Below are 25,606 nucleotides of genomic sequence, written 5' to 3'. Positions count from 1 at the left end.
TCTCTTAAGTCTTTCAACGGGAAGATTTTGCTGGGGATTTAGTGTAGTTTTTTTATCGGCAATCCCTTATAATAGATACTAGTGATTTTTTGAGAGGATGAAGGCCGTGGCTTATCAAGCTTTATATCGGGTCTGGCGCTCGCAGCGCTTTGCTGATGTTGTCGGGCAAAAGGCGATTACCCAAACGTTAAAAAATGCCATTATCCAGCATAAAACGTCCCATGCCTATTTGTTTACGGGACCGCGGGGGACAGGGAAAACCAGTGCCGCTAAGATTTTTGCTAAAGCGATTAATTGTCCCAACAGTGTCGACGGGGAGCCTTGCAATCATTGTGAGATGTGTCTGTCGATTACCGAAGGTCGGCAGGAGGATGTCATCGAAATCGATGCTGCTAGTAACAACGGCGTCGAAGAAATTCGTTTTATCCGCGACCGGGCCAATTATGCACCTATTCAAGCTAAATACAAGGTCTATATCGTTGATGAAGTCCATATGCTTTCAACTGGAGCTTTTAATGCCTTGTTGAAAACTTTGGAAGAGCCCAAAGAAAATGTTATCTTCATTTTAGCGACAACAGAGCCCCATAAAATTCCGTTGACGATTATCTCGAGAACCCAGCGCTTTGATTTTAAGCGAATTGGGGTGCAGGATATCGTTGAGCATTTGGAACATATTTTAAAAGAAATTGATGTGGCCTTTGAAGAAGAAGCGATTTTCGTAATCGCCCGAGCAGCAGAAGGCGGGATGCGGGATGCTTTAAGTATTTTGGATCAGGCAATTTCCTTCAGTGGTGGGACAGTTACCTTGGCGGATGCAATGGCAGTTACCGGTAGTTTGACCTATGAAATGATGGATCAATATCTGAGCCAAGCCTTTCATCATGAGGTGGAAGGAGCTTTAGAAAGCTTGACGGCAATTTTGGCTGAAGGCAAGGAAGCCCGCCGCTTTTTAGAGGACATGCTTTTATATTGCAGAGATTTACTGATGTATCAGCAGGCGCCAAAAATTATTGAAGAGAAGTCCGGTCAACTGACGGATAGTTTTAAAAATTTATCTGAAGAAATCCCGGCTGAAGTTTTATACGAATACATTCGTCTTTTGAATGAAACTCAAAGTGAGGTTCGTTTTACAAATAGTCCGAATATTTATCTGGAGGTTGTCACTGTTAAGCTGGCGACTTTAAAATCGGCCAGCCCAGTAGCAGATCCTGTACTCGTTGCTGAGAGTCAAGCATCTGGTGAGATGCTTGCTTCAACGGCTGAAATCAGCCAATTGAAACAGCAGATCAGTCAGCTGCAACAGGAATTGCAGCAATTAAAAGACACTGGTCAGCCAGTGTCTGCAAAGCCTGCTACAAACGGCAAAGCTGAAAATCGCAAAACAGCGACGATGCGGATTCCTAAAGAGCAGGTTTTCCAAATTTTGCAGGAGGCTACTCGAGACAATTTGAATCAGCTGCGGCAAGTCTGGGGAGATTTATTGGATATGCTGCCGGTTCAGCAAAAAGCGCTGATGCGCCATAGCGAACCAATTGCTGCCGGTCCCAATAAGTTTTTACTGGCCTTTGAATATGAAATTATTTGTCAGCGGGCCACAGATGATGTAAATTTAAAGGCGACGCTGCAAAATAACCTCAGCCGTTTAACGACGGATTACGCACCAGAGCCCCTCTTTATTCCAAAAGAGGCGTGGCCTGAGCTGCGGCAGGCTTTTGTTACGATTGCTCAAGAGCAGCCTCAGCAGATTGCTGAAATCGGCAATGAAGATCAGGTGGCAATGCCGCAAAACAGCGAAGAAAGTGTCGAAGAGGCTCAAAAATTATTTGGCTCTTTGGTCACAGTTGTTGATGATTAACTAAAACTAATAAAATTGGAGTGATGAAGATGATGCGAGGCATGGGAAATATGCAAGGCATGATGAAACAAGTACAAAAGATGCAAAAAGAAATGGTGAAGGCACAGGATGCTTTAAATGAAAAAGAATTCACCGGAGAAGCGACAAATGGCTTAGTCAAGGTAGTCTTTACTGGCGACCGTAAGATGAAGGACATTGAAATCAATGAAGGTGTCGTTGATCCAGAAGATGTTGAAATGCTGCAGGATTTAATTGTGATGGCAGTCAACAACGTATTAGAAAAAATTGAAGTTGAAACAGAAGCAACCATGGGACAATACACGAAAGGTATGCCTGGCTTCTAGACTTTAGTTTATGCAGACAAGTCAAAGGAGCTAAAAATTATGCAATACCCAGAACCGATAGCTAAGTTAATCGACAGCTACATGAAGTTGCCGGGGATTGGTCAAAAGACCGCCACCCGCTTGGCTTTTTACACAATCGATATGAAGGATGAGGTCGTCAATGAATTTGCCAAATCCCTTTTGAGCGTTAAACGGGATTTACATTTTTGCAGTATCTGCGGCAATATCACTGAAGATGATCCTTGTGAGATTTGCGCAGACACCACCCGAGATCGCAGCATGATTTTAGTGGTGGAAGAACCCAAAGATGTGATGGCGATGGAAAAAATGCGGGAGTATCACGGCCTGTACCATGTCCTCCACGGTGTTTTGTCGCCGATGGAAGGAACCGGGCCAGAGGATATCAATATTGCACCATTGATTCAGCGACTGCATGACGATCAGGTCAAAGAAGTGATTATTGCTACGAATGCTACGACTGAAGGCGAGGCTACGGCGATTTATCTTTCCCGCTTGATTAAACCAGCGGGGATTAAAGTGACTCGTTTGGCCCATGGCTTATCAGTCGGCAGCGATATTGAATATGCCGATGAAGTCACGTTATTAAAGGCTGTGGAAGGCCGGCGTGAGCTCTAGTATATCTTTTTTTACAGTTTTCCTTTACAATAAATTTAACAGGTTAGAAAAAATGGAGGCAAAAACGTGAACGGATTATTTATCACGATTGAAGGACCAGATGGAGCTGGCAAGACGAGTGTCTTAGAAGAGCTTTATCCTAAATTACAATTAAGAGCGAAACGGCCCTTATTGAAAACACGCGAACCAGGGGGCATTCCAATTGCTGAAAAAATTCGCAATATCATCTTAGATCCACGTCATGAAACGATGGATGAAAGAACGGAAGCTCTCTTGTATGCAGCAGCTCGGCGCCAGCATCTAGTTGAAAAAGTTTTCCCGGCTTTAGCCGATGGCAAAATTGTCCTCTGTGATCGTTTCGTCGATAGCTCCATGGCTTATCAAGGAGCTGGCCGCAGAATTGGTTTAGCGGCTATTGCTTCAATCAATGAATTTGCGACTGAAGGGACAACGCCTGATTTTACGCTTTATTTGGATGTTGATTCTGATACTGGCCTGCGCCGGATTCGGGCTAATCGCCGCCATCAGGTGGATCGCTTGGATTCAGAAGGCTTGGAGTTTCATCAGCGGGTACGCCACGCTTATCTGCGTTTGGCAGAAGAAAATCCCCAACGAATTACTAAAGTCAATGCAACCCAGAGTTTGCCAGCCGTTGTCAATGAATGCCTTGATGCCATTTTAACCCGTTATCCTGAGTATTTTTCAATCAACTAAAAGGAAGGTGTAGAACTATGAAAATTGTTTTAGCTATTGTTCAAGATAAAGACAGCAACCGTTTAGCCAATGAATTTATTGATGCCAACATTCGGGCAACAAAATTATCTTCAACCGGCGGCTTTTTAAAAGCCGGCAACAGCACGTTTATCGTCGGAATTGAAGACGAGCGGGTCCCGGAAACGTTAGAGTTAATCGAAAGAACTTGCCAATCGAGAAAACAATATGTTTCGACACCTGTGACGTTAGATATTTCAATGGATGGACAAATTCCTTATCCAGTGGAAGTGGAAGTTGGCGGCGCGACAGTTTTCGTCTTGCCAGTTGAAGGCTTCCATCAGTATTAAGAAGCATCACGATTAGCTGGCTGCCATTTTTAGCAGTCAAACAGTCACTAAATTTTTGAAGAAATAAGGAGCAGCTAACATGGAACAAACACCGGCTTTTTTTAAAACACAGCCGCTAGTTTCCGCTCTATTATTAAAAAGTGTGAAGCATGGGCGATTAGCCCATGCTTATCTTTTTGAAGGGGACCGGGGGACCGGCAAAGATCAGGCGGCGTTGTGGCTGGCAAAAGAAATTTTCTGCCAGCAAAAAATCAATGACCAGCCCTGCAATGTCTGCAATAACTGCACCCGAATTGATGAAGGAATTCATCCAGATGTGTTAGTGGTGGAGCCTGACGGTCAGACGATTAAAGTCGATCAAATTCGCGAGCTGCAGACGGAATTTTCTAAGAGTGGCTTTGAAGGCCAGCACAAGGTCTTCATTTTAAAGGATGCAGAGAAAATGAATCTCAGCGCCGCCAACAGCCTGCTGAAATTTTTAGAAGAACCGGCTGGTGGTTTCTTGGCAATTTTGGAGACAACGGCTCTGGCACGGATTTTACCGACGATTCAATCCCGCTGTCAGATTTTGCATTTTCAGAGTCTCTCAAAAAAAATTTTGCAGGAAAAATTACAGGCGCAAGGTATCGGTAAACAGTCGGCTGCCCTCTTAACCGATTTGACAAATAGTTATGATAAAGCAGTTGAAATCTCCCAAGATGAATGGTTTAATGAAGCTAAAGAATCTATGACGCAATGGTTTAATTATTTGAAAAACCGTGATTTGCAAAGTTTTATCTATGTCCAAAAGAAATTGTTGACGATTTTTAAAGAAAAAAATCAGCAGCAGCAGGGCTTGAGTATTTTGCTGCATTTTTACCAAGGTTATTTAAAGGAGGCAGTCAAGCAAGGTCTGCCGCAAAAAATTGCCGACATTAATCAACAGATTCAGCTGATTTTGACAGCTGAGCAAAAACTTGGTGCCAATGTTTCTTTTCAAAATGTCTGTGAGCAATTGGCTTTGAAAATCACAGCCGAGACTCTTAAAAAAAATCTCTAATCTAAGGAGGCTTTTAGGTGGTAGAAGTTGTCGGAGTTCGTTATCGTCCAGCTGGACACATTTATTATTTTTCCCCTGGTAAAGCCGAGTATCAATACGATGAAAAAGTAATTGTCGAATCTCAACAGGCCAAATTTATGGCGACCGTGGCGATTCCTAAAAAGGAATTTGCGCCGGAGGATTTACCGGAGGAATTGAAGCCGATTTTACATAAGGCTTCGTCGAAAGAATTGGCAAAAGCTGAAGAAAATCAGCAGGATGCCAAAGAAGCATTTCGGATTGCTAAGAAAAAAATCAAAGAACATGGCTTAGAAATGAAGCTAATTCAGGTGGAATACACCTTTGACCGTAGTAAAATTATTTTTTCCTTTACCGCTGATGGTCGGGTCGATTTCCGGGAATTAGTCAAAGATTTAGCTGCGGTTTTTCGCACGCGGATTGAGCTGCGACAAGTAGGGGTCAGAGATGAAGCCAAGGCTTTAGGCGGGATTGGTCCTTGTGGCCGCCAGCTCTGCTGTTCAACCTTTTTAGGGGATTTTATTCCGGTTTCAATTAAGATGGCAAAAGATCAAGGGCTATCTTTAAACCCTGCCAAAATTTCCGGTCTCTGTGGTCGCTTGATGTGCTGTTTGAAATATGAAAATGACGAGTACAAAGTTGCCAAAAAAGAAATGCCGGATTATGGCAAAGAAGTTATCACGCCAGATGGCAAAGGTCGGGTTGTTGGGCTAAATATGCTTAGTCGGATTGTCAAAGTCCGCTTAGCAGGCCATGAAGCAGCAGTCGAGTTCACCAATGAAGAAATCAAAGAAGCTACAGCCTTAGCCAAAGCAGGTGAAACAATTGGATAAACGATCCCTATATGACGGATTGAACGAATTGGAAACTGAATTAAGCAATTCCTTGGCTGAATTGATTCGCATGAAGGAATCTTTATTACAATTGGTAGAAAAAAATGCAACCTTGGAGATGGAGAATCAGCGTCTACGGCAGCATTTACAGGAGTTGGATCAAGTCAAAGAAGCCAGCGCTAAAAAGACGGCTGGACTGTCGCAATCCCGGATGAACCTGGAGAAAATTTACGAAGACGGCTTTCATGTCTGCAATGAATTCTATGGTTCCAGACGGGAAAATGATGAACCTTGTCTGCTTTGTTCAGGAGTTATCTATCGCGAGAGTACCAAATAGCGATAAAGTTTAACTGCTTAGTTAGCTGGCTAAAAAAAACGGCGATAAGATTAGTCGCCGGTGAATGAACCAATGTAAAAAAAATTGAACAAAAGAGGCTGTGACTTTAGTTGTGAACCTGACAAATATTTCCGAAAACTACTCAGTGAATAAGACTGAGTAGTGGTGATTTCGGATAGTTGTCTGGCAAACTAAAGCACAGCCTTTATTTCGTCTAGAAGGGAACGACCAATGAACAAACAAAAAAGCTTTCAGCAGGGGCAGGTAGCGGGCACTCTTTATTTAGTGCCGACGCCAATCGGCAACTTAGAGGATATGACTTTTAGAGCCGTCAAAACTTTAGGCAATGCTGACCTGATTGCCAGTGAAGATACCCGCAACACGCAAAAATTGCTGAATCATTTTGATTTGCAAACACCGCAAAAAAGTTTACATGAGCATAACTATCGCGAGCGAATTCCTTATTTGCTTGAGTTTTTAAAGAGCGGCAAAGATGTTGCTCAGGTGAGTGATGCCGGCATGCCGTCAATCAGCGATCCCGGTCATGAACTGGTCAAAAGCTGTCTAGCGGAAAATATTTCCGTTGTCGCTTTGCCGGGGCCGACTGCTGGAGTGACAGCTTTAATCGCATCTGGTTTAAACCCACAGCCCTTTACCTTTTATGGATTTTTAACCCGTAAGAAAAAAGACCAGGTGGCTTTTCTTGAAGAAATTTTAGAAGAATCAACCACTAGTATCTTTTATGAATCCCCCCACCGAATCAAAGCTACAATTGATATCTTACTGGAGGTCTTTGGGGAACGGGAAGCTGTAATTTGTCGGGAGCTCACTAAAATTCATGAAGAATATCTGCGGGGGAGTTTAGCAGAGCTGCAGACATATCTAGCAGAAACGGAGTTAAAAGGTGAGATTTGTCTTTTGGTGGCCGGATTTACTGGTGAAAAAACAATTGCTCTACCTGAAGGCACTTTAAAAGAGCAGGTGGCGGCCTTGATCGAAAATGGTCTGACCACAAAAGATGCCATTAAAGAAACCGCCCGCCGCAATGATTTAAAAAAACAAATCGTTTATAATGCATACCATGAATTAAATGAAAATTAACTAGTCAAGCATGACTGTGACAGAAGTTTTATACAAATATATTATCCGAATGCTGCCATTTGTCTCCTGTGAATCATCAGATTTACTAGACAAATAGTATGAGTGACTTGTCATTTGAAGATTATAAATGACAAAAGAACAATATTTAGTAGCTCATACTGAATAGTTTTCGGAGAAATTATATTTGAATAAACTTGTGTCACAGTTTTTTTTGTAAAAAATTTGACAAGTCAAAAAGCCTCTGGTAAACTCCTTCTGTTCAAATCGAAAACATTACGCTTTGGGTTGAGCAAATCGTAATTGATTGAACAAAAAAATTCGGGATTCAAAAGGAGATATCAGTGAAAAAGTATTTAGCGGGACTATTCGTTTTATTAGGAATGATTGGCTTGAGTGGCTGTGGGGAAACAGAAGGGCAAACCGAAACAGGAGAAATCAAGGTGATTGCTTCTTTTTATCCCATGTATGATTTTACTAAAAATATTGTTGGTGATGAGGGAACAGTCGAGCTGATGATACCAGCTGGCACAGAGGCCCATGATTATGAACCAAGTGCCAGAAATTTGGCAGATATCCAGGATGCCGATGTCTTTGTCTACAACAATGAAAATATGGAGACTTGGGTACCAGAGATTGAAGGTACGCTAGCCGATGGCGATGTTCATGTGGTGAAAGCAACAGAAGGCATGATTTTACTGCCTGGAGATGAGGCTGGACACGAGCATAGCCATGATGAGGCCGGTCATGAAGGTCACAGCCATGAATTAGATCCCCACGTGTGGTTAGCACCAAGTTTGGCGATCAAAGAAGTTGCGGCGATTCGTGATCAACTGATGATGGCTTATCCTGAAAAAGCTCAGGCCTTTGAAGAGAATGCAGCAGCCTATCTTGAAAAATTGACAGCATTGGATGAGGCTTACCAAGATCAACTTAGCAACGCCACTCAGAAAACCTTTGTCACACAGCATTCAGCCTTTGGTTATTTAGCTTTAGAATATGGCTTGAAGCAAGTGCCGATTACTGGGTTATCAGCAAATGAAGAGCCTTCTGCCAGTCGTTTAGCTGAATTAAAGGAATTTGTTTTGGAGCAGGATTTGCAGTATATCTATTTTGAGGAAAATGCCACAGAAGCTGTAGCCCGCACCTTAGCAGAGGAAACCGGTGTGGAGTTATTAGTTTTAAATCCCTTAGAAGGACTAACAAAGGAGCAGCAGGCAGCAGGTGAAGATTATATTTCAGTGATGGAGGAGAATCTGACGGCCTTAACTAGAACCATTAATAATGAACGGACTTCGACATTACCGACTGTCGAAAAAGAACAAACTGTCTACAACGGTTATTTCGCTGATAGTGATGTAAGCAATCGCCCTCTATCAGACTGGCAAGGTAACTGGCAATCTGTCTATCCGTATTTAGAAGATGGCTCATTAGATCAGGTGATGGCCTATAAAGCCAAGCTAGACTCGAGTAAAACACTAGACGAGTATTTTGCCTACTATCAAACAGGCTACCAGACAACCATCAATGAAATTGAGATCACGGAAGATACGATGAGCTTTACAGATGAAGACGGTCAAACTGTTTCCAGTGAGTATCAATATACCGGCTATCAAATTTTAAATTATGCTGCCGGCAATCGTGGTGTGCGCTACTTATTTGAGGCACTTGATGACAGCAGTGGCGCCTTCAAATATGTTCAATTTAGTGATCATGATATTACTTCAACGAAAGCGGCTCATTTCCATATTTATTTTGGCAATGACAGTCAAGAAGCTTTATTAGCAGAGATGGATCACTGGCCGACTTATTATCCTGAAGATTTATCCGGCTTTGAAATTGCCCAAGAGATGATGGCCCACTAAGCAACATTAATTTACAGAAAGAATAGGTGAAGTAGGATGGAAAAACAAAATTTATCAACAGCTTATCGCAATTTAAAGAGCCCGAATATTAGAACTCGAAAACGGGCGTTGAAAATGCTGAGGGCTCTTAAAAAGAAAAATAAATAAAGTTGAGCTCTCTTTTAGTGTTAGAAAACTTAACACGAAAAGAGAGCTTTTTTCATTTTTTCTGATAATTTTCAAAAATAATCTAGTTTTATCCGGAATTTGATGTTACTATATCTAACATAATCAATTGAAGGTTGATTAATTTACTTAAAAGGGAGTTGGAATTATGGAAGCAGCAAATATTGCATTTATTATTATCTGTTCGGCGATGGTTTTCTTGATGACGCCGGCACTAGCATTTTTTTATGGGGGCTTAGAACGACGCAAAAATATTTTAAATACCATGATGATGGTTATCTGCGTTATGGGCTTAGCTTCAGTAATTTGGATTGGCATTGGCTACACGTTATCCTTTAGTGGAGACGGTCTATTTATCGGGAACTTAGACAATCTTTTCTTAAACGGTGTTTCGATGAGTAAAGGCGAAGGAATTCCAGATGGATTATTTGCTGGATTCCAAATGATGTTCGCTCTCATTACCACAGCAATTATTACCGGTTCTGTTGTTGGTCGGATGCGTTTCTCAGCAATTTTCTTATTTATTGCCGCTTGGTTGGTTATCGTGTATTCACCATTGGCCCACATGGTTTGGGGTGGCGGCTTCTTAGATGCAATCGGCTCAATCGATTTCGCCGGCGGGAATGTTGTTCACATCAGTTCAGGAATTTCTGGTTTGGTATTAGCTTTAGTTGTTGGTCAGCGCCGTGGCTTCAAGCAAACGGAATACCGTCCCCATAACATTCCTTTCATCGTGTTAGGAACAGGGCTTTTATGGTTCGGTTGGTTTGGATTCAATGCCGGTTCAGCTTTAGCAGCAGATGGCTTGGCAGTCCATGCATTATTAACAACCAATACTTCTGCAGCCGCAGCAATGCTTTCTTGGATGCTGATTGAAAAATTAACAATTGGTAAACCAACAGTTGTCGGCGCCTGTACTGGGGCGGTTGTCGGTCTGGTTGCTATTACACCAGGTGCCGGTTTTGTCAGCCTTTGGTCTTCATTGATTATCGGTGCTTTAGTTAGTCCTTTCTGTTATTACTTTATTTCAGTTATCAAGCATAAACTTGGCTATGATGATGCATTAGATGCTTTTGGTTGCCACGGTATTGGCGGAATTTTCGGTGGAATCATGACAGGTATCTTTGCCGATCCAGCATTAGGTCACACAGGTTTAATCTATGGTGAAGCAAACTTATTTATCGCTCAAGTCGCTTCAATTGTCTTCACAGCAATTTTTGCCGGTTTAGCAACATTTATCATCATCCGAATTATCAAATTGTTTATGCCGATTCGTGTTTCTGCTCAAGAAGAAGCGCTGGGCTTAGATCACAGCGAACATGACGAATCAGCTTACCCAACGTTTATGGGCTTAGATTCTTAATAATGGAGGAAGTTATCAATGAAAAAAATAGATGCGGTTATTCAACAGGAAAAACTAGAAGAAGTAAAAGCGGCTATTGATCAAGGAACAGAAACCTCCGGGATGACAGTTGCTCAGGTTTTAGGCTTTGGCCGGCAGAAGGGCTTTAAAGAGTATGTTAGAGGTCAGGAAGTCATCACAACCTTACTACCAAAGGTGGCAATCAGCTTTGTCGTACAAGATGAAGACGTGGACCGAGTAATCGACATGATTTTGAGTATTTGCGGCACAGAGGGCGTTGGTGATGGCAAAATTTTTATCACCAATGTTGAAGAAGCGATTCGCATTCGCACGGGGGAAAGAGGACGTGCGGCAATTTAAATAATTGTCTGCCTTATGAATTTTTCAAAATAGCATTTCCATAAAAAGCATCTGCGAATCCGCAGATGCTTTTTATGCTATCAAGAAGTATTCTAAAGTTTTCGAGAATTTTGCATCTTTTGAATATACGCCGTGGCTCCCCTACTTGAAAGGGAACTAACGTTTGGTTTATAATGTAGTGGAGGTGATTGACGTGGTGGAGCTACAGTTTCCTTTGAAAAATGATACTTCGCGAAAGATTATTCATATTGATATGGATGCTTTTTTTGCGGCCGTTGAAGAGCGGGACCATCCTGAATTAGTCGGAAAACCCCTAGTCATCGCCAGACATCCCAGTGATACCGGCGGTCGAGGAGTGGTGACAACTGCCAATTATGAAGCCCGAAAGTACGGTATTCATTCTGCCATGAGTGCCCAGAAGGCTTTTGAGCTGTGTCCACAAGCGATTTTTAAACCGGGGGATCATCAAAAATATTCAGAGATTTCGCGCCAGATTCGTCAAATTTTTTACCGTTATACGGATATTGTCGAGGCAGTTTCCATAGACGAGGCTTATCTGGATGTCACTGAAAACAAGCTACAGAGTAAATCAGCCATCAAGATTGCTAGTCTGATTCAACGAGACATTTGGCAGGAAGTCCATTTGACGGCGTCGGCTGGTATTAGTTACAACAAATTTTTAGCAAAATTAGCCTCTGATTATCGAAAACCAAGGGGGATGACGGTTGTCATGCCTGATGAGGCCATTACCTTTTTAAAGGAATTGCCTATTGAAAAGTTTCACGGTATAGGTAAAAAAACCGTGCCTAAAATGCAGGAGCTGGGTATCTTTACGGGTGCTGATTTATATGAAAAAAGCGAGATGGAATTGATTCGTCGCTTTGGCAAGATGGGGTATTCCCTCTACCGTAAAGTCAGAGGTATTCATGATTCCCCAGTCAATATCCTTCGTAATCGCAAATCAGTCGGCAAAGAACACACCTATGGAAAATTGCTGACTACTGAATCAGAAGTCCTTACTCAGCTAAGGCAACTTTCAGAAAAAGTTGCTGGTGCTTTGAAAAAAGAGCAAAAACATGGCAAAACAGTGGTGCTGAAAGTTCGTTATGCTGATTTTACGACGATTACTAAGAGAACGACTTTGCGGGAATACTTGCATGAAAAAGAAGCGATTTTTGCTGAGGCCAGTTTGATTTGGGAGGAGGTCCAAGGCCTTGAAAAAGGCATTCGTTTACTAGGCGTTACAATTACTAATCTAGATCCTATGACTTATGAAAATATCACGCTTCCATTATGGCCAGAGACCCATAAAAAATAAAAAATGCGTCCACAACAAAACAGGATTTGAAACTACCTAAAATACAGTCAAACAGTAGGAATGTGATTTGCTGTCAATTGACTTTAAATCGATTAACTGCTATAGCAGACTTTGGTTGAAGAACAATGGGTATTGTTAATTATATTCTGTGGAGAAGTTGTGGATGTGTTTTTTTAATTTGATTAATGGAGAGATTAAGTTGTACAAATCTATAAAACAGTATGTTTTATTCAATATATATAATAATAATTAATTATATTGACAAAAATACCGGAAGATAGTATATTTTTCTTGTGAGGGGTTCTTTCTTTTCTAGAGGAAATAACTTATCTTGTCTTTGCTGTTTTTCATTTTAACATGGATGTTGCCAGTTTTTTAGATTGTTGTTGGCAATTCTGGTTTCTCAGAATAGAGAGAACAAAGAATGCGAGTATGATATGCAAAATAATCACTAGTGACACTGGAACTTTTTTGCATCAATAAATCAGGTAAGTTAGTTTTATTCTCCAAGTTTAATTACAGGAATATAGCCCAACTGATTCAAAAAATCAGCCAGTCGTCTCAAGCCATTAGCTATTGTCATTTTATAACCCAATCGTCACACTAGTTTCTCACTAAAAGGAGGAAAAAATGCATAAGAAAATATTGAGTTGTTTGTTTTCGGTCAGTCTATTAATCGGGTTTGCTGCTCCAACTAGCCTTCATGCCGCTGATACTGGTGAAACAACACCTGGGCGCTTGTCATTACTTGAAAATGAAGATGTGACGACGCCAAGAGATCCAGATGATCCCACAAAAGAATTAGAAGATCCTGATGATGAACACGTTATCACGGATAATAAAGGTCCTCTGTCCCTTGACGTTATTCCTAAAGAATTTGACTTTGGACAGCAGAAAATGAGTTTAGAGCAGATTGTTTACCAAGGGGTAAATCAAAAGGCAGATGATCCAGAAAATGCTACAAAGAAACAGTATATTCAAGTGACCGATAATCGTGGTCAAGTTTCTGGTTGGAAAGTTACTGTTAAACAAGCCGATTATTTGGCGACGGCTGAGGGACATAAGCTGACTGGCTCATTTTTGACTATTCCAGAACGGACAGCCTTGAATAGTCTCAAAGAAAATTTGAATGGGACCGATTTTTTTATTGATGAAGTCGAAATTACAACAGCAGAAAAAGATTTTTTCTTGCCGGTTGGGACTGATAATGGGAAAGCCGTCTCAATTGCCAATTGGTTAGCTAAAGATGTAAAACTGACTGTGCCAAATGGTGTATCAGTTGTGGGAGCATACAGCAATGAGATTATTTGGACCCTGACGGCAACTGTGACAGCTTAATTTTTACTGGTACAAATTAATAATAACAAGAGAAGGGGAATATTATGAAGAAACAAATTATTTTAACAGGATTAATTGTAAGCGCTTTTTGTCTTGTGACTGCTGTTCCGGCCATGGCTACTGATGATCCAGTTAATGTTGGCGAAACTCAAGGGATCATTGACTTTAAGGAGAATAACAAAGTAACCACACCTAAAGACCCTGAAAATCCAGCTCTCGAACTAGTTAATCCCGAACTGGAAGATATTTTAAAAAATAATTATGTGACAGGAGAAAAAGGGCCTCTATTTCTAGATTTAGTTCCTTCATTATTTGATTTTGGCGATCAGATAGTTGAAATGAACGAGGTTATCTATCCCAATATCCCAAGTGAGGCTACAAGAAAATTGCACTATTTACAAGTGTCTGATAACCGGACTAAAAGTGATGGCTGGGTGGTTAAAGTAACCCGTAGTGAGTTTGTTAACGGTACAGATCAATTAACTGGCTCCACAATAGTTTTGCCAAAAGGAGAAGCCAGAAATAGTTTGAATAGTGATCCGACAGCCGTTGATAGTAATTTTAGTACAGCTCAAGTGAACTTGACGGCTGGGGAGGACCAAGAAACGAGCATTTTTTCCATTGCTGCTGATAAAGCCGCTGGAAAAGGTGTTTCAACATCTGAGTGGGATGCGGCAAGCGTTAGTTTGAAGATTCCAGCTAAAACGGCAAAAGAAGGCAACTTCACATCAGTAATCAACTGGATATTGACTGCAGAAATCACATCCTAATGTTTGGATAATTGGAGGTCATCATGAAAAAAATTAAACCTTACCTTTTATTTTTCGGTCTGTGGAGTTTATTTTTTCTGCCTATCGAAGTGCGAGCAAGTGGCGAAGATAATCAGCAAAATAGTGCTAATTATTCAGTTCAAAAGATGCAACCTGAGGGAGCACTAGTTTCAAATAACAGTTCATTTTTTGATTTACTAGTCCAACCGGGGGAAAAACGAAGGATTCAAGCGACTATTTTTAGTAGTGATGATCAGCCAATTATGGTAAATTCCGAGATATTTACAACCTATACAAATGAAAACGGGCAGATTAGCTACACTTCTGCCGCTGAAACCTATGATAAAAGTTTACGCTTCAAAATCAGCGACTTTGCTGCAGTAGCTGCTTCTGATATTCAGGCTGAAGTTGCTCCTGGAGAGAGCCACACTGTTTCAGTGGATATTCAAGTGCCTGACAATATTCCAGATGGAGCCTATGTGGGCTCTTGGTATTTCGAAAGAGCAGATCAGGTTGTCGAAGGAGAAAATAGCCAGGAAGGTATCTCAATTTCTAACAAATACAGCTATGCACTGGGAATTAAATTGACGGTCAATCAAGAGATTGCCGAACCCAATTTAAACTTGCTGGATATCACGACTGGCATGAACAACTACCGCAAAGTAGTGCACGCAAATCTTCAAAATGATTTGCCAACTGTGGTTTCTCAGCTGAAAGTAGCCGCTGAGATTATGCCCAAAGATGAATATCAAGTGCTTTACAAAAATTCCCTAGAAAACATAACGATGGCACCAAACTCAAATTATAGTTTTCCCATCTTCTTTGAAAATCAACCGATGGAAGCGGGCCAATATACGATGGAATTGACGGCCACTACAAATGACCCTAAATGGTCAGAGAAAACTTGGCGTTGGCGGGAGAATTTTACTATTACTGAAAATGAGGTGCAGGCGTTGGCGGCAGAAGCCATCAACGATCCACCTATGAAAGAAAGTAAATTTAATTGGCCCCCTTATCTAATCATCGGTGGTTTGCTAGCATTGATGCTGATCATTTGGCTGAAATATCGGTATGAACGGTCAAAGAGAATAAAATTAGAGGAAAAGAAAAAGAGCAAAAGAAAAAAAAACGTTAGCAGAAAGGTCAGTCACCCATAGAATTTTTTGGAACGTTCTGTGAAATTAAGCGAGGATATCGGAGAGAGTAAGAAGGTGGCATAAATGAAAAAAATTTTTTGGCTTTTTTTACTGGCAACAATTGCGGCTAGTTTATTTACTCTGCCTAAAATTCAACAGGCGAATGACTTTGACCCGTGGGTTTTTGCCAAAGAGTACCCAGCAGATTTGACAGGTGAAACTGGTGTGACTGGTGAAGTGGAGGTAGTGGAGGATGGCATTTTTCTGACTTCCTTGATGGAAGCACAATACGGTACACCATATAGCACCGGGCTCGGTGGAGCTTGGTCAACAAATAATGACTTCACTCACTTAAGCAATACGAAAATTACCATTCGTGAGCCAATACTGTGGTCGCAGAAAAGTGAACTAAAAGGCCAATATACCCCCGCTTCTCCCAATGAGCCTCTTAAAGGCGGAAAATTCCAAGTTTCGCATTTTTTACCGATTTATGCGAGTAATAATATGAATGGTGGCTGGGAAAAAACTAAAGATGATTTTAGAGCTGGCAATTATGGTCTGTATTTACGGTTGGAATTTCCTCCAGGAGTAGATGCTCAGGCGATGGCCAAATGTATTGACTGGTCCAGTATGGGAGCTAGTACGAAGTTCAACATTAGGGCAATGGGAATTCCGACTTTTTCTGATATTTACTTTCCAATTACTGTTGTACCTCGCTACACAAAATACAGCAAAGAAGATCCTTCAGCGATTTATTTGCTGATAAGAGGAGTAGATTATCGAAATTTTACTGATGAACAAAAAGAAGAGATGACAACCTCTGCTGAGGAAATGGAAAGATTGGTAAATGTTACAGGGTTGGGCTTTTTAGCGGGTGAAGGAACTGTCCACTATGCTTTTGATATCAGTCGTTATACAGGAAATCTATCCACAGAAGAATTATTAGCTTTAGGAGTTACGCCTGAAAAAAATCCACAGGCTTTTGAAGCTGCGGATAATAGTCCCGGGAAAATTCTAACACGAGGTAATTTACCCCCTCATCCGAGTAATTCCCTTCCTTTAGATTTTTATATTCTGCCAAATGACCAGACACTCTCTCCAGAAGTTATGGGTATCAATGAACGTTCAACGCTTCATGAGGTGGAAGACACCTTGTTTGTTTTAGATAAGATAAGAGCTAACAAGGCAAAAACTAACTTGCAGGTGAATAGTTGGAGCAGTTACTTTTCACCAATCGACATACTCCGTGATCCGACTGGCAGGCTGTCACCGGAAGGCTTGAACTTAGATTCAACTAAAAGCTACAATCTGCAAAGCCAACTTGATACTCAAGGGGATTACTATCCGGATGAGTTTTTGGAAGTTATCAATGACAGCTATACTCAAACTTTGCCAGGAGAAAATTTGTGGAATCGCTCATTGACACTTGATCATCATGGTTCTTTAATGACGTATCTTGATTTAAATAACCCGGCATTGACAGCACAAGGGGGCAGAAATAATCGTTTTGTACGGGTAATTGATTTTTTTACTAAAGAAGATATCACTGATAATAGCGGGCGAAGGGTTACTGTAAATCAGCAGATTGAAGATTCTGCTGGTAGCCTAAAGCCTTTAGATTATTTCTTATCAGCTATTAATGAATCCCAGAAGGTTATCTTTAGCGGCAGTGCAATGCCCACCAGAGGGAATACTGTTGGACCGATACTCCCTAATCAACTGACTGTCCAGCATATTGTTGACCCACCAAGTTTTTCAGTAAATCTTCAAAATGATTTAGAAGTTACTCTAGGTGAATCTATCACTCTTTCTGGTAAAGTTTCTTCTGTTGAATCAAACACAGCCGATGTATATTATTCAATCGGTGAAGGTGAATGGATTAAGTTAGGCGATACAATAACAGGAAATCCTATTATTGGGGAACGGGAATGGCAGCAAAGCCTTCCTTTTACAGATGTGAGCGGTTGTGGCGAACAGGAAATTAGATTAAAAGCTGTCGATAAATTTGGCTTGGAGTCCAATATAATTTCACAAAAGGTAAAGGTATTGCCTAGAGAGTATCACTTCACCATTCACTATTGGGATTTAGAGGTGAATGAATTACTTGAGTCGGTACAGGCGACCGTTGATGATACCCAATTGGTCGAAGGAAGTTATCCCTTCCAATTCAGGAATTATAAGTATAATCAAAGAGGTTGGAAATTTGAATATGGTAGACTTGGCGAAGATAGTCAGCATTTTCAAGAAGGAGAATACCTTAACTTAACTTTATCAGACTTACAAGGCGGAGCTATTGAGTTAACCTCATATTTGATTCCTGTAAATCCTGGTTTTGAGGTACCCAATATTATTGACTTTGGGGATCAGGTTGCAGGTTTTGCTGAAGCAGAGTTTTTTCCTGAAAAAATTGACGGCAAGCTCCATGTACTAAATCGCTCTAACCTACAACATTGGCAACTATATGTCACTGGTGAACCTTTGAAAAAGAAAGTGGAAGGCAGCGGTGAAGGAAAAGCCTTGGAAGGGATTTTGAGGTATTATAAAGATGGACAATCAGTTAATCTTGTAAATAATTCTTTTAAAATTTTTGATCCGCAAGTAGACCCTGATGCCAGCACAGAGGAAGGTTATGAAATTTCACAAAACTGGACCTATGCTAAAGACTTGGGAGCGACTGCAGAAAACCAGAAAAATGGGTTTTCCTTATTTGTAAAAGGTTCCCCTGAAGCTGGGGCTTATGAGGCCACCATCAATTGGACTGTAGTTGGAGAAATTGACTATTAAAGCTTGGTTCATTAAATATGGAAGAAAAAAACTAATTGTATCTGAAGTGGTCTGGATTTTCAGAACGTTTCAAATACAATTAGTTTTTTGTGTTAAGAAAGTTTTTTAACTTAGGAAAGAAAACTGTAATTACTTTCCTGCTTGCAACTTTTCCCAAATGACAACTTGATTTTCAGTTAAAGATTTTGGGACGTCGATAATCCGCTGATTGCTGCTGCCACGAAATTGCAGCTTGAGATTTTTTTTAGCCAACTCAAAACGGCCATCCACCAAGATATCTACATAGGATAACAACTCCAGTTTATCTGAGGATTCTTGTAGTAATTCTTCAAAAGTATAGCCAGTCCAGCTCCAGATATCTTTACTACTTCCGTATTCCTTTCGTAAGCGTGTGACCACTTTCAAACAGACTTCTGTATTTAAAAAAGGTTCTCCGCCTAATAAGGTCAGACCTTGAACATAGTCTGGTTGTAAGTCCGCCATTATTTGATCCTCCAGTTCATCAGTGAAGGGTTGACCATATTGGAAATTTTGGACAGCTTTATTAAAGCAGCCCTCACAGTTAAATAGACAGCCACTGACGTAAAGACTATTTCTGACGCCTTCGCCATCGACAAAATTTAAGGGTTTATAATCAGCATAATAATTTTTACTATATTGGCTTGCCAACCATTCCTTTGGTTGAGGATTATTCAAGAAAAGACCTCCTTGCAAAATTCTTTTATTTAATAAGTGAGAGAAAACAATAAAAATAGATACCACCAAACAATTTACTACAGATAAAATTGCGCCAAGACAAGGTCAGGGTGCAATTTTTTAATTTTATTTGGCTCGATTTTATTAAAAAGTTCGTCAGTTGTTTTATTTCATATGTTTAACTCGTGATGAAATTTCTTTATGGCGGCCATGGACCATCGGACGAGCTTGGGGATTTCCGAGGTAGCCACAGGTTCTTTTGACAACGTCACATGACTTTGGATCGTGATTGCCACATTCGGGACATTCAAAGCCGCGGGCAGTTGGATTAAAGTCACCTTCAAATCCACATTCATAACAGTGGTCAATTGGTGTATTGGTACCTAGATAGCCGACCCGGTCATAGGCGTAATCCCAAACGGCTTCTAAAGCTTTGGGATTTTGTTGTAGCACAGGATACTCACAATAATGAATGAACCCGCCGGAACAATATTTTGGATAATCTTTTTCAAAGTCCAATTTTTCAAAAGGTGTTGGGTTCTTGCGGACATCATAATGGAAACTATTGGTATAGTATTCCTTATCGGTAATATTAGCTACAACGCCAAATTTTTCAGTGTCTAAGCGGCAGAAACGATCTGTTAAGCTTTCACTTGGAGTAGAATAGACGCTGAAGTGATAGCCGTACTCGTTACCCCAATCATCAGCATGAGCCTTCAATTCTTTTAAGATGCTCAAAGTAAATTCTTTAGCTTCAGCATCTTGCTCCCATTCGCCTCCGAAAAAGGCGGATGCTACTTCGTACAAGCCGATGTAGCCAAGGGAAATAGTCGCCCGTTTATTTTTGAACAATTCGTTAACGGCATCTTTGCGGTTTAATCGTTTACCAAAGGCGCCATACATATACAAAATTGGCGCATTAGCAGGTGAAGCTTCTTTACAGCGTTCAACTCGATATACAAGGGCATCTTTCATAATACCTAAGCGTTCCTCTAAAATTTGCCAGAAGCGATCGAGGTTGCCGGCGGATTCTAACGCAATCCGCGGTAAATTCAAGGTGACTACCCCAAGATTCATCCGGCCGACATTGATTTCTTGACCATTTTCATCCTGCCAGCCTTGTAAAAATGAGCGGCAGCCCATTGGTACTTTAAAACTACCGGTTAATTCAACAATTTTGTCATAACTTAAAATATCAGGATACATCCGTTTAGTAGCACATTCTAAGGCTAACTGCTTAACATCGTAATTAGGGTCGTTTTCAGATAAATTGACGCCACGTTTTAATGTGAAAATTAATTTCGGGAAGATGGCTGTCCGATGCTCACTGCCAAGTCCGTTAATGCGAATTTGTAAAATGGCCCGTTGGATTTCCCGTTCAAACCAATTTGTGCCAAGGCCAAAGCCAAGGGAAGTAAAAGGTGTTTGCCCATTGGAGGTGAACAGGGTATTGATTTCATATTCCAAACTCTGCATAGCATCATAAATATCTTTTTGAGTTTTAGCTAAGGCATAGGCTTTACGTTTATCAGCAATTTCAATCCATTCTTCCGCATCTTTTAAATGTTTTTGGTAATTTAATTTTGCAAAAGGGGCTAATAGTTCATCCACCCGGTCTGCTGAACAACCACCGTATTGGCTAGAAGCGACATTGGCGATAATTTGTGAAATTTGAGCCGTTGCTGTTTGAATTGATTTAGGCGATTCAACTTCGGCATTGCCAATCTTGAAGCCCTCAGTCAGCATGGTTTTAAAGTCAATCAAGCAACAATTGGTCATCGGTGTGTAAGGATGATAGTCCAAATCGTGATAATGAATATCACCTTTTTGATGAGCATTGGCCACATGGGGCGGCAACATTTTTAAGCCGATGGATTTTCCAACAATCCCAGCGGTCAAATCTCTCTGTGTGTTAAAAACATCACTATCTTTGTTAGCGTTTTCGTTGACAACAGTTTGGTCTTTGTTAATCAGCTTGCCAATGGTAAAATTAATATCAGTTGCTTTTGAGCGTTCAAAGTCCCGTTGCGTCCGGTAATTGATATATTCTTGAGCCAAGTCGTATTCGTTTTTCTCAAGTAAAATGTGTTCAACCACATTTTGGACTTCATAAATTTTTACGTTATGGGCGAAGCGTTCGCTGATTTCTTGGTCAATCCGGTTGACAATTTCTTGAATTCGTTCGTGGGCTAAAGGGTCGATGGAACCGTTAATTTTGGCTTCCGCTTTAACTAAAGCATCGTAAATTTTTTGGTCGTCAAAGTCCACTAAGCGACCATCCCGTTTGACAACTTTGAATTTTGCAAGTCTTGGATGCAGTAGAATTTCCGTATTTTCCCGTTGGATTTTCATCATTTTCTTCACACTCATTTCCTTTAATCTCGCTTTCTATAATAAAACATTTCACAAGATAGAGCAATAGTTTTCCGGAAGATATTTATCAACATCTGGTATTTTATAGAGAATATTTTAAAAGATAGCCACCAGATATAGTGGGTCCGTTGTTTAAGCTTGTTTGACGGGATTTTTGGCTGAATATGCTATGATAGAGGGGAGGAAGTGATGAGATGAAAACAATTATTGATGTAAAAAATCTGACCAAAACCTTTGGCAGTCGAAAAAATAAAGTCAATGTGCTGGAGAATATTTCTTTTTCTGTAGAGGAGGGGGAATTTGTCGGCATTATGGGGCCAAGTGGTGCCGGTAAGACAACTTTGTTAAATATCTTATCGACCATCAGTTTTCCAACCCTCGGCAGCATTGTGATTAATGGTGCCGATTTAACCAGTCTTAAAGGTGATAATCTCAGCGAGTTCCGCAGAAAAAATTTGGGGTTTATTTTGCAGGATTTTCATTTAATGAATACTTTAACGGCCCGAGACAATATTTTATTGCCACTGGCGGTTGAAAAAAAATCACTGGCTGAAATCGACCAAAAAATCGCAATGGCTAGTGAAATGTTGGGAATCAAAGGGATTTTGAATCAATATCCCGATGAATTATCGGTGGGACAAAAACAACGAGTGGCCGCAGCTCGGGCTTTAATCGAAGAGCCCAAAATTATTTTTGCTGATGAGCCGACCGGGGCGTTGGATTCGACTTCTGCCACTGAACTATTGAATTACCTTCATGATATCTCTTTACATAAGGACACCACGATTTTAATGGTGACCCACGATCCGTATACGGCGAGCTATTGCAACCGGATTTTATTTATCAAAGACGGCGCCATATTTTCTGAAATTGTGCGCAGAGGTTCCCGCCGTGAATTTTTCAATAAGGTGATTGATATGCAAGCGACTATCGGCGGGGGAGGGCGCAGCAATGCTATTTCGGCTAGCCTTTAAAAGTTTTCGCCGGCAGGTTAGAAGCTATCTGATTTATTTTTTGAGTATGATTTTAGCGGTGACGATTTTTTATACCTTTAGTGCGCTGACTTATAATGATGCGATTATTGTGCGGGCTAATCAGGATATTCACCTGTCACAGGTCTTGGTTTTAGGACAAATTGCTGTGATTGGGATTTTATTATTTTTTATGCTGAGTACCAATCGCTTTTTTCTAAGAAGGCGGGCAGAGGAAATTGGCATCTATCATTTATTTGGCCTTAATCGTTGGAAAATTACCGGACTTTTTATTAGTGAAATTATTATTCTTGGGATCTTAAGTCTAGGAATTGGGATTGTGATTGGCATTGTGTTTTCTAAGATGTTTTCCATGATTTTGGTTAAGGCGATGGCCTTAAGCATTGAAAGCAGCTTTTTTATTTCTTGGCGTTCAGTCGGTTTAACGGCGGGTACCATGTTTTTTATTTTATTGATTGTGGCCATGCGCACCGCTTGGATTTTGCAGGATTATTCAACCCATCAATTGTTTAAAATGGATCAGCTGACCAGCCAACAACTTGAAATGAGGGGCTGGCAAAAGATGCTGGGGGCAATTAGTGTTTTGTTCCTACTACTTTCCTATTTAGGAGCTTTTCAGACATTGGCTCTGGGAAGATGGTTGGCCAACTTTTTTGATGGCTCAGGCTTTTATGCGAATTTTCTCGGCATTTTGATTACACTGCTCTTAGCGAGTGTTGGCACCATTTTTTTCTTTATCTGGGGTTTACGCTGGCTGCTGTGGCTTGTCGGGCGCAGCCGCAGAATTACAGAACAGAATTTAACGGGGCTTTTGATTGGCAATTTGCGGGCCCGTCTAACCCGCAACCGCCGCACGACTGCCGGCATCACGGCCACCATGAGCATAGCGATTATTTTAATCAGTTTGGCCTTTTCAACTTTTATGATTTCTCTGAGGGAGGTTTATTATACCGACCCAACCGACTTTCAAGTAGCAGATGATCAATATTCTCGTCTCAAAGGCATTGTTGAGGAAAATGATGGAGCGATAACAGCTGAGGAAACGTTGAACTTTAAAACAGTTGGCGGCTACCTGACAGGGAATTTGGTGAATAATCAAGGCAGCTCGGCGGTGGAACTGGTGGATGTAATTTCACTGTCAAATTATCAAGAATATCGAAAAGTAAATCAGGGGCTGCCGAATATTAATTTGCAAAATAATCAGCAGGTGGTTTTATTAGATACCGTTCAAAATCTTTTCAGCTATATTTTTGAATATGATTCCAGAGCATATTTGGGTAATCAGGCGGTGACGATTCAACGGGCGATAGCGGACCGCCTGGGATTGACGCTTTTACGTTATGGCTATGTGACTTTTGTTGTTTCAGATGAGCTGTTTGACCAACTGGAGGGTTATAGTTATCAAATAGCAGCCTTTAACACCAATAATCAAAATTTGGAGGCTTTAGCGCAAGCTGTTTCGGAAAATTTGCCGGTGGCCTACGATTACGCCCTCAGTTATGACCTTACTTGGAATGGCTCAGCAGTGGTCGGCGAAATTGCCAGTGGTAACCAAGGCCCGTCGACGATACAAAGATTAAATTATTCTAGTCAGTATCCTAATTGGCGGCTGACCCGTCGGCAATCAGGCTTAGTGATTTATGTGACGGTTTTTATCGGATTAATTGCTTTAATTACAACGGGCAGTATTATTGCTTTACGCCAGATTGCCGAAGCCGAGCATGGCAAAGAAAATTACCAGTTGCTGCATCTTTTAGGTATTCCCAAAAGAAAAATCTTGCGGGTCATGTATTGGGAAAATGCCCTCGTTTTTATTCCGATTACTTCTGTGATTGTCTTAAATTCCTTTTTTGGGATTTACCTGTTGTCCCGGTACTTAACCTTTACTAATTTTTGGCTGCCGAATATTTTTATTATTTTTACTGTGGTGGTCTATCTGATGTTTTACATCTTGACGGCGAGTTTTTATCGCCGAGTGGTGGATTTATAGATTTTCAGAAAAAGGGCAAAAAAGCTTTTATCGGCGGTTCGTTATGCTATAATTTTATGAAAAGAAAGGCGGGAAACGATGGATTCAAAAGAAGAACAATTATTAATTGATTTAACGAGTGCCAGAGGTGTTCCGGGAAATGAGGGTCAAGTCCGGGAAATTTTTAAAAATTATGCGAAAGACTATGCCGAAGATGTTTTCTTTGATGGATTGGGCAGTGTGATTGCCAAGCATTCCGGTTCAAAGGGCGGCCCAAAGATTTTTATTTCCGGTCATATGGATGAAGTTGGCTTTATGGTGACGAAAATCACGGATAAAGGTTTTATTGAGTTTCAAACTTTAGGCGGCTGGTGGGGTCAGGTTATGCTGGCACAACAAGTTGAAATCACTACAGACGACGGCAAAGTGATTCATGGAGTGATTGGTTCAAAACCACCGCATGTGCTATCACCAGAAGCTCGCCAAAAACCCTACGATGTCAAAGAGATGTTTATCGATGTCGGCGCCAGCAGTGCTGAGGAAGTGAAGGGCTGGGGAGTTCGCCCTGGGGATATGATTACACCTTATATCGAATACAAACGCTTGAACGATACCAAATTTTTACTCGCTAAAGCTTGGGACAATCGGATTGGCACGGCTGTTTCGTTAAAAGTTTTAGAAAATCTAGCTGAAGCAGACCATCCTAACGTTTTATTTGCCGGCAGTGATGTTATGGAGGAAGTGGGCTTAAGAGGCGCCCGCACCAGCACCCATTTGGTCAATCCAGATATTGCCTTTGCTTTGGATACTGGAACCGCTGGCGATACTCCGGGCATGACGCCTAAGGAAGCCGATTCAATTTTAGGCAAAGGTCCGCAAGTTTTGATTTTTGATGCTTCGATGGTGCCCCACAAAAAATTATTAAAATTTGTGATTGATACGGCTGAGGAATTAGAAATTCCCTTCCAATATACGGTGATTACTGGCGGTGGAACGGATGCCGGACAAATGCATTTGACTAGAGACGGGATTCCGTCATTAGCGATTACTGTACCAGTGCGCTACTTGCATTCCCATACCTCTGTTATTCATGAGGATGATTATCTTAACACGGTGAAGCTAGTCACTGAGGTGGTAAAACGCCTGGACAGTGATAAAGTCAAAGAGATTCGTAGTTATTAAACACAGGTGAATGATCAGGAAAGATTTTCTGCGGCTGTAGAAAGTCTTTCTGATTTTTATAAAAAAGGTAAGTG

Annotated in this window: 23 protein-coding genes; 21 read left to right on the top strand and 2 right to left on the bottom strand. The window is 41.0% G+C overall.

Features of this window, described 5'->3' with window-relative positions; genetic code table 11:
• Positions 1-106: 106 nt before the first annotated feature.
• From dnaX to ACYSNU_RS17140, 18 genes are all read left to right on the top strand, one after another.
• Positions 107-1,855 (top strand): DNA polymerase III subunit gamma/tau, encoded by a 1,749-nt coding sequence (gene dnaX, locus ACYSNU_RS17225; RefSeq protein WP_461738392.1) that lies wholly within the window; start codon positions 107-109, stop codon positions 1,853-1,855.
• Between the two features lie 29 nt (positions 1,856-1,884).
• Entirely contained in the window at positions 1,885-2,199 is a 315-nt protein-coding gene (locus ACYSNU_RS17220; protein ID WP_265458786.1) for a YbaB/EbfC family nucleoid-associated protein, read from the top strand.
• Positions 2,200-2,238: 39 nt separating this feature from the next.
• The gene (gene recR / locus ACYSNU_RS17215) at positions 2,239-2,835 is read left to right on the top strand and encodes a recombination mediator RecR (protein WP_265458787.1); all 597 of its coding nucleotides are present in this window, start codon (positions 2,239-2,241) and stop codon (positions 2,833-2,835) included.
• Positions 2,836-2,901: 66 nt separating this feature from the next.
• Complete coding sequence (gene tmk, locus ACYSNU_RS17210) at positions 2,902-3,549, top strand: dTMP kinase (RefSeq protein WP_265458788.1); 648 nt, start codon at positions 2,902-2,904, stop codon at positions 3,547-3,549.
• 17 nt (positions 3,550-3,566) lie between these two features.
• Complete coding sequence (locus ACYSNU_RS17205) at positions 3,567-3,896, top strand: cyclic-di-AMP receptor (RefSeq protein ID WP_265458790.1); 330 nt, start codon at positions 3,567-3,569, stop codon at positions 3,894-3,896.
• A 79-nt stretch (positions 3,897-3,975) separates the two neighbouring features.
• Positions 3,976-4,935 carry a DNA polymerase III subunit delta' gene (holB, locus tag ACYSNU_RS17200; protein ID WP_461738391.1) on the top strand — a complete coding sequence of 320 codons (960 nt, stop codon included), beginning with the start codon at positions 3,976-3,978 and terminating at the stop codon, positions 4,933-4,935.
• Positions 4,936-4,952: 17 nt separating this feature from the next.
• Entirely contained in the window at positions 4,953-5,786 is an 834-nt protein-coding gene (locus tag ACYSNU_RS17195) for a PSP1 domain-containing protein (RefSeq protein ID WP_461738390.1), read from the top strand.
• Positions 5,779-6,123 carry a DNA replication initiation control protein YabA gene (locus ACYSNU_RS17190; RefSeq protein ID WP_461738389.1) on the top strand — a complete coding sequence of 115 codons (345 nt, stop codon included), beginning with the start codon at positions 5,779-5,781 and terminating at the stop codon, positions 6,121-6,123. Before ACYSNU_RS17195 ends, ACYSNU_RS17190 begins: the two co-directional genes overlap by 8 nt.
• A 231-nt stretch (positions 6,124-6,354) precedes the next feature.
• Positions 6,355-7,224, top strand: coding sequence for a 16S rRNA (cytidine(1402)-2'-O)-methyltransferase (gene rsmI / locus ACYSNU_RS17185; protein WP_461738388.1), 870 nt, complete (start codon positions 6,355-6,357; stop codon positions 7,222-7,224).
• A gap of 380 nt (positions 7,225-7,604) precedes the next feature.
• Positions 7,605-9,086 (top strand): zinc ABC transporter substrate-binding protein AdcA, encoded by a 1,482-nt coding sequence (locus tag ACYSNU_RS17180; RefSeq protein ID WP_461738404.1) that lies wholly within the window; start codon positions 7,605-7,607, stop codon positions 9,084-9,086.
• A 36-nt stretch (positions 9,087-9,122) separates the two neighbouring features.
• Positions 9,123-9,233 carry a putative metal homeostasis protein gene (locus tag ACYSNU_RS17175; protein ID WP_461738387.1) on the top strand — a complete coding sequence of 37 codons (111 nt, stop codon included), beginning with the start codon at positions 9,123-9,125 and terminating at the stop codon, positions 9,231-9,233.
• A gap of 166 nt (positions 9,234-9,399) precedes the next feature.
• Positions 9,400-10,614: an ammonium transporter gene (locus ACYSNU_RS17170; protein ID WP_461738386.1), complete on the top strand. Its 1,215-nt coding sequence runs from the start codon at positions 9,400-9,402 to the stop codon at positions 10,612-10,614.
• 18 nt (positions 10,615-10,632) lie between these two features.
• Positions 10,633-10,974 carry a P-II family nitrogen regulator gene (locus tag ACYSNU_RS17165; protein ID WP_461738385.1) on the top strand — a complete coding sequence of 114 codons (342 nt, stop codon included), beginning with the start codon at positions 10,633-10,635 and terminating at the stop codon, positions 10,972-10,974.
• Between the two features lie 193 nt (positions 10,975-11,167).
• Positions 11,168-12,292 (top strand): DNA polymerase IV, encoded by a 1,125-nt coding sequence (dinB, locus tag ACYSNU_RS17160; RefSeq protein ID WP_461738403.1) that lies wholly within the window; start codon positions 11,168-11,170, stop codon positions 12,290-12,292.
• Positions 12,293-12,922: 630 nt separating this feature from the next.
• Complete coding sequence (locus ACYSNU_RS17155) at positions 12,923-13,630, top strand: WxL domain-containing protein (protein ID WP_461738384.1); 708 nt, start codon at positions 12,923-12,925, stop codon at positions 13,628-13,630.
• A gap of 44 nt (positions 13,631-13,674) precedes the next feature.
• A complete protein-coding gene (locus tag ACYSNU_RS17150) occupies positions 13,675-14,400 on the top strand; it encodes a WxL domain-containing protein (RefSeq protein WP_461738383.1) in 726 nt (241 codons plus the stop codon).
• Between the two features lie 23 nt (positions 14,401-14,423).
• A complete protein-coding gene (locus ACYSNU_RS17145; RefSeq protein ID WP_461738382.1) occupies positions 14,424-15,557 on the top strand; it encodes a DUF916 and DUF3324 domain-containing protein in 1,134 nt (377 codons plus the stop codon).
• Between the two features lie 63 nt (positions 15,558-15,620).
• Entirely contained in the window at positions 15,621-18,320 is a 2,700-nt protein-coding gene (locus ACYSNU_RS17140) for a hypothetical protein (RefSeq protein ID WP_461738381.1), read from the top strand.
• A 129-nt stretch (positions 18,321-18,449) separates the two neighbouring features.
• Here ACYSNU_RS17140 and nrdG read toward each other — a convergent pair whose 3' ends face one another.
• Positions 18,450-19,016, bottom strand: a complete 567-nt coding sequence (nrdG, locus tag ACYSNU_RS17135) for an anaerobic ribonucleoside-triphosphate reductase activating protein (RefSeq protein ID WP_461738380.1) — start codon at positions 19,014-19,016, stop codon at positions 18,450-18,452.
• A 165-nt stretch (positions 19,017-19,181) separates the two neighbouring features.
• A complete protein-coding gene (nrdD, locus tag ACYSNU_RS17130) occupies positions 19,182-21,371 on the bottom strand; it encodes an anaerobic ribonucleoside-triphosphate reductase (protein ID WP_461738402.1) in 2,190 nt (729 codons plus the stop codon).
• A gap of 212 nt (positions 21,372-21,583) precedes the next feature.
• Between nrdD and ACYSNU_RS17125 the strand changes: the two genes are divergently transcribed.
• From ACYSNU_RS17125 to ACYSNU_RS17115, 3 genes are all read left to right on the top strand, one after another.
• The gene (locus ACYSNU_RS17125) at positions 21,584-22,363 is read left to right on the top strand and encodes an ABC transporter ATP-binding protein (RefSeq protein WP_461738379.1); all 780 of its coding nucleotides are present in this window, start codon (positions 21,584-21,586) and stop codon (positions 22,361-22,363) included.
• Positions 22,341-24,371 (top strand): FtsX-like permease family protein, encoded by a 2,031-nt coding sequence (locus tag ACYSNU_RS17120; protein ID WP_461738378.1) that lies wholly within the window; start codon positions 22,341-22,343, stop codon positions 24,369-24,371. The genes ACYSNU_RS17125 and ACYSNU_RS17120 overlap by 23 nt, the downstream gene beginning before the upstream one ends.
• A 78-nt stretch (positions 24,372-24,449) precedes the next feature.
• Positions 24,450-25,532 (top strand): M42 family metallopeptidase, encoded by a 1,083-nt coding sequence (locus ACYSNU_RS17115; protein WP_265458806.1) that lies wholly within the window; start codon positions 24,450-24,452, stop codon positions 25,530-25,532.
• Positions 25,533-25,606: the final 74 nt, after the last annotated feature.

Source organism: Enterococcus sp. LJL120 (assembly GCF_054871765.1).
The sequence above is the reverse complement of the archived record's forward strand: the minus strand, read 5'-3'. Positions and strand labels throughout refer to the sequence as shown.

What these genes read in the sequence shown, in the direction of transcription:
- holB (WP_461738391.1), top strand. Translation starts at nt 3,976, where the DNA reads ATGGAACAAACACCGGCTTTTTTTAAAACACAGCCGCTAGTTTCCGCT.
- ACYSNU_RS17205 (WP_265458790.1), top strand. Translation starts at nt 3,567, where the DNA reads ATGAAAATTGTTTTAGCTATTGTTCAAGATAAAGACAGCAACCGTTTA.
- ACYSNU_RS17170 (WP_461738386.1), top strand. Translation starts at nt 9,400, where the DNA reads ATGGAAGCAGCAAATATTGCATTTATTATTATCTGTTCGGCGATGGTT.
- ACYSNU_RS17115 (WP_265458806.1), top strand. Translation starts at nt 24,450, where the DNA reads ATGGATTCAAAAGAAGAACAATTATTAATTGATTTAACGAGTGCCAGA.
- ACYSNU_RS17145 (WP_461738382.1), top strand. Translation starts at nt 14,424, where the DNA reads ATGAAAAAAATTAAACCTTACCTTTTATTTTTCGGTCTGTGGAGTTTA.
- ACYSNU_RS17180 (WP_461738404.1), top strand. Translation starts at nt 7,605, where the DNA reads ATGATTGGCTTGAGTGGCTGTGGGGAAACAGAAGGGCAAACCGAAACA.
- rsmI (WP_461738388.1), top strand. Translation starts at nt 6,355, where the DNA reads ATGAACAAACAAAAAAGCTTTCAGCAGGGGCAGGTAGCGGGCACTCTT.
- ACYSNU_RS17155 (WP_461738384.1), top strand. Translation starts at nt 12,923, where the DNA reads ATGCATAAGAAAATATTGAGTTGTTTGTTTTCGGTCAGTCTATTAATC.
- ACYSNU_RS17150 (WP_461738383.1), top strand. Translation starts at nt 13,675, where the DNA reads ATGAAGAAACAAATTATTTTAACAGGATTAATTGTAAGCGCTTTTTGT.
- recR (WP_265458787.1), top strand. Translation starts at nt 2,239, where the DNA reads ATGCAATACCCAGAACCGATAGCTAAGTTAATCGACAGCTACATGAAG.
- ACYSNU_RS17220 (WP_265458786.1), top strand. Translation starts at nt 1,885, where the DNA reads ATGATGCGAGGCATGGGAAATATGCAAGGCATGATGAAACAAGTACAA.
- ACYSNU_RS17175 (WP_461738387.1), top strand. Translation starts at nt 9,123, where the DNA reads ATGGAAAAACAAAATTTATCAACAGCTTATCGCAATTTAAAGAGCCCG.
- ACYSNU_RS17125 (WP_461738379.1), top strand. Translation starts at nt 21,584, where the DNA reads ATGAAAACAATTATTGATGTAAAAAATCTGACCAAAACCTTTGGCAGT.
- ACYSNU_RS17165 (WP_461738385.1), top strand. Translation starts at nt 10,633, where the DNA reads ATGAAAAAAATAGATGCGGTTATTCAACAGGAAAAACTAGAAGAAGTA.
- nrdD (WP_461738402.1), bottom strand. Translation starts at nt 21,371, where the DNA reads ATGATGAAAATCCAACGGGAAAATACGGAAATTCTACTGCATCCAAGA.
- ACYSNU_RS17140 (WP_461738381.1), top strand. Translation starts at nt 15,621, where the DNA reads ATGAAAAAAATTTTTTGGCTTTTTTTACTGGCAACAATTGCGGCTAGT.
- ACYSNU_RS17120 (WP_461738378.1), top strand. Translation starts at nt 22,341, where the DNA reads ATGCTATTTCGGCTAGCCTTTAAAAGTTTTCGCCGGCAGGTTAGAAGC.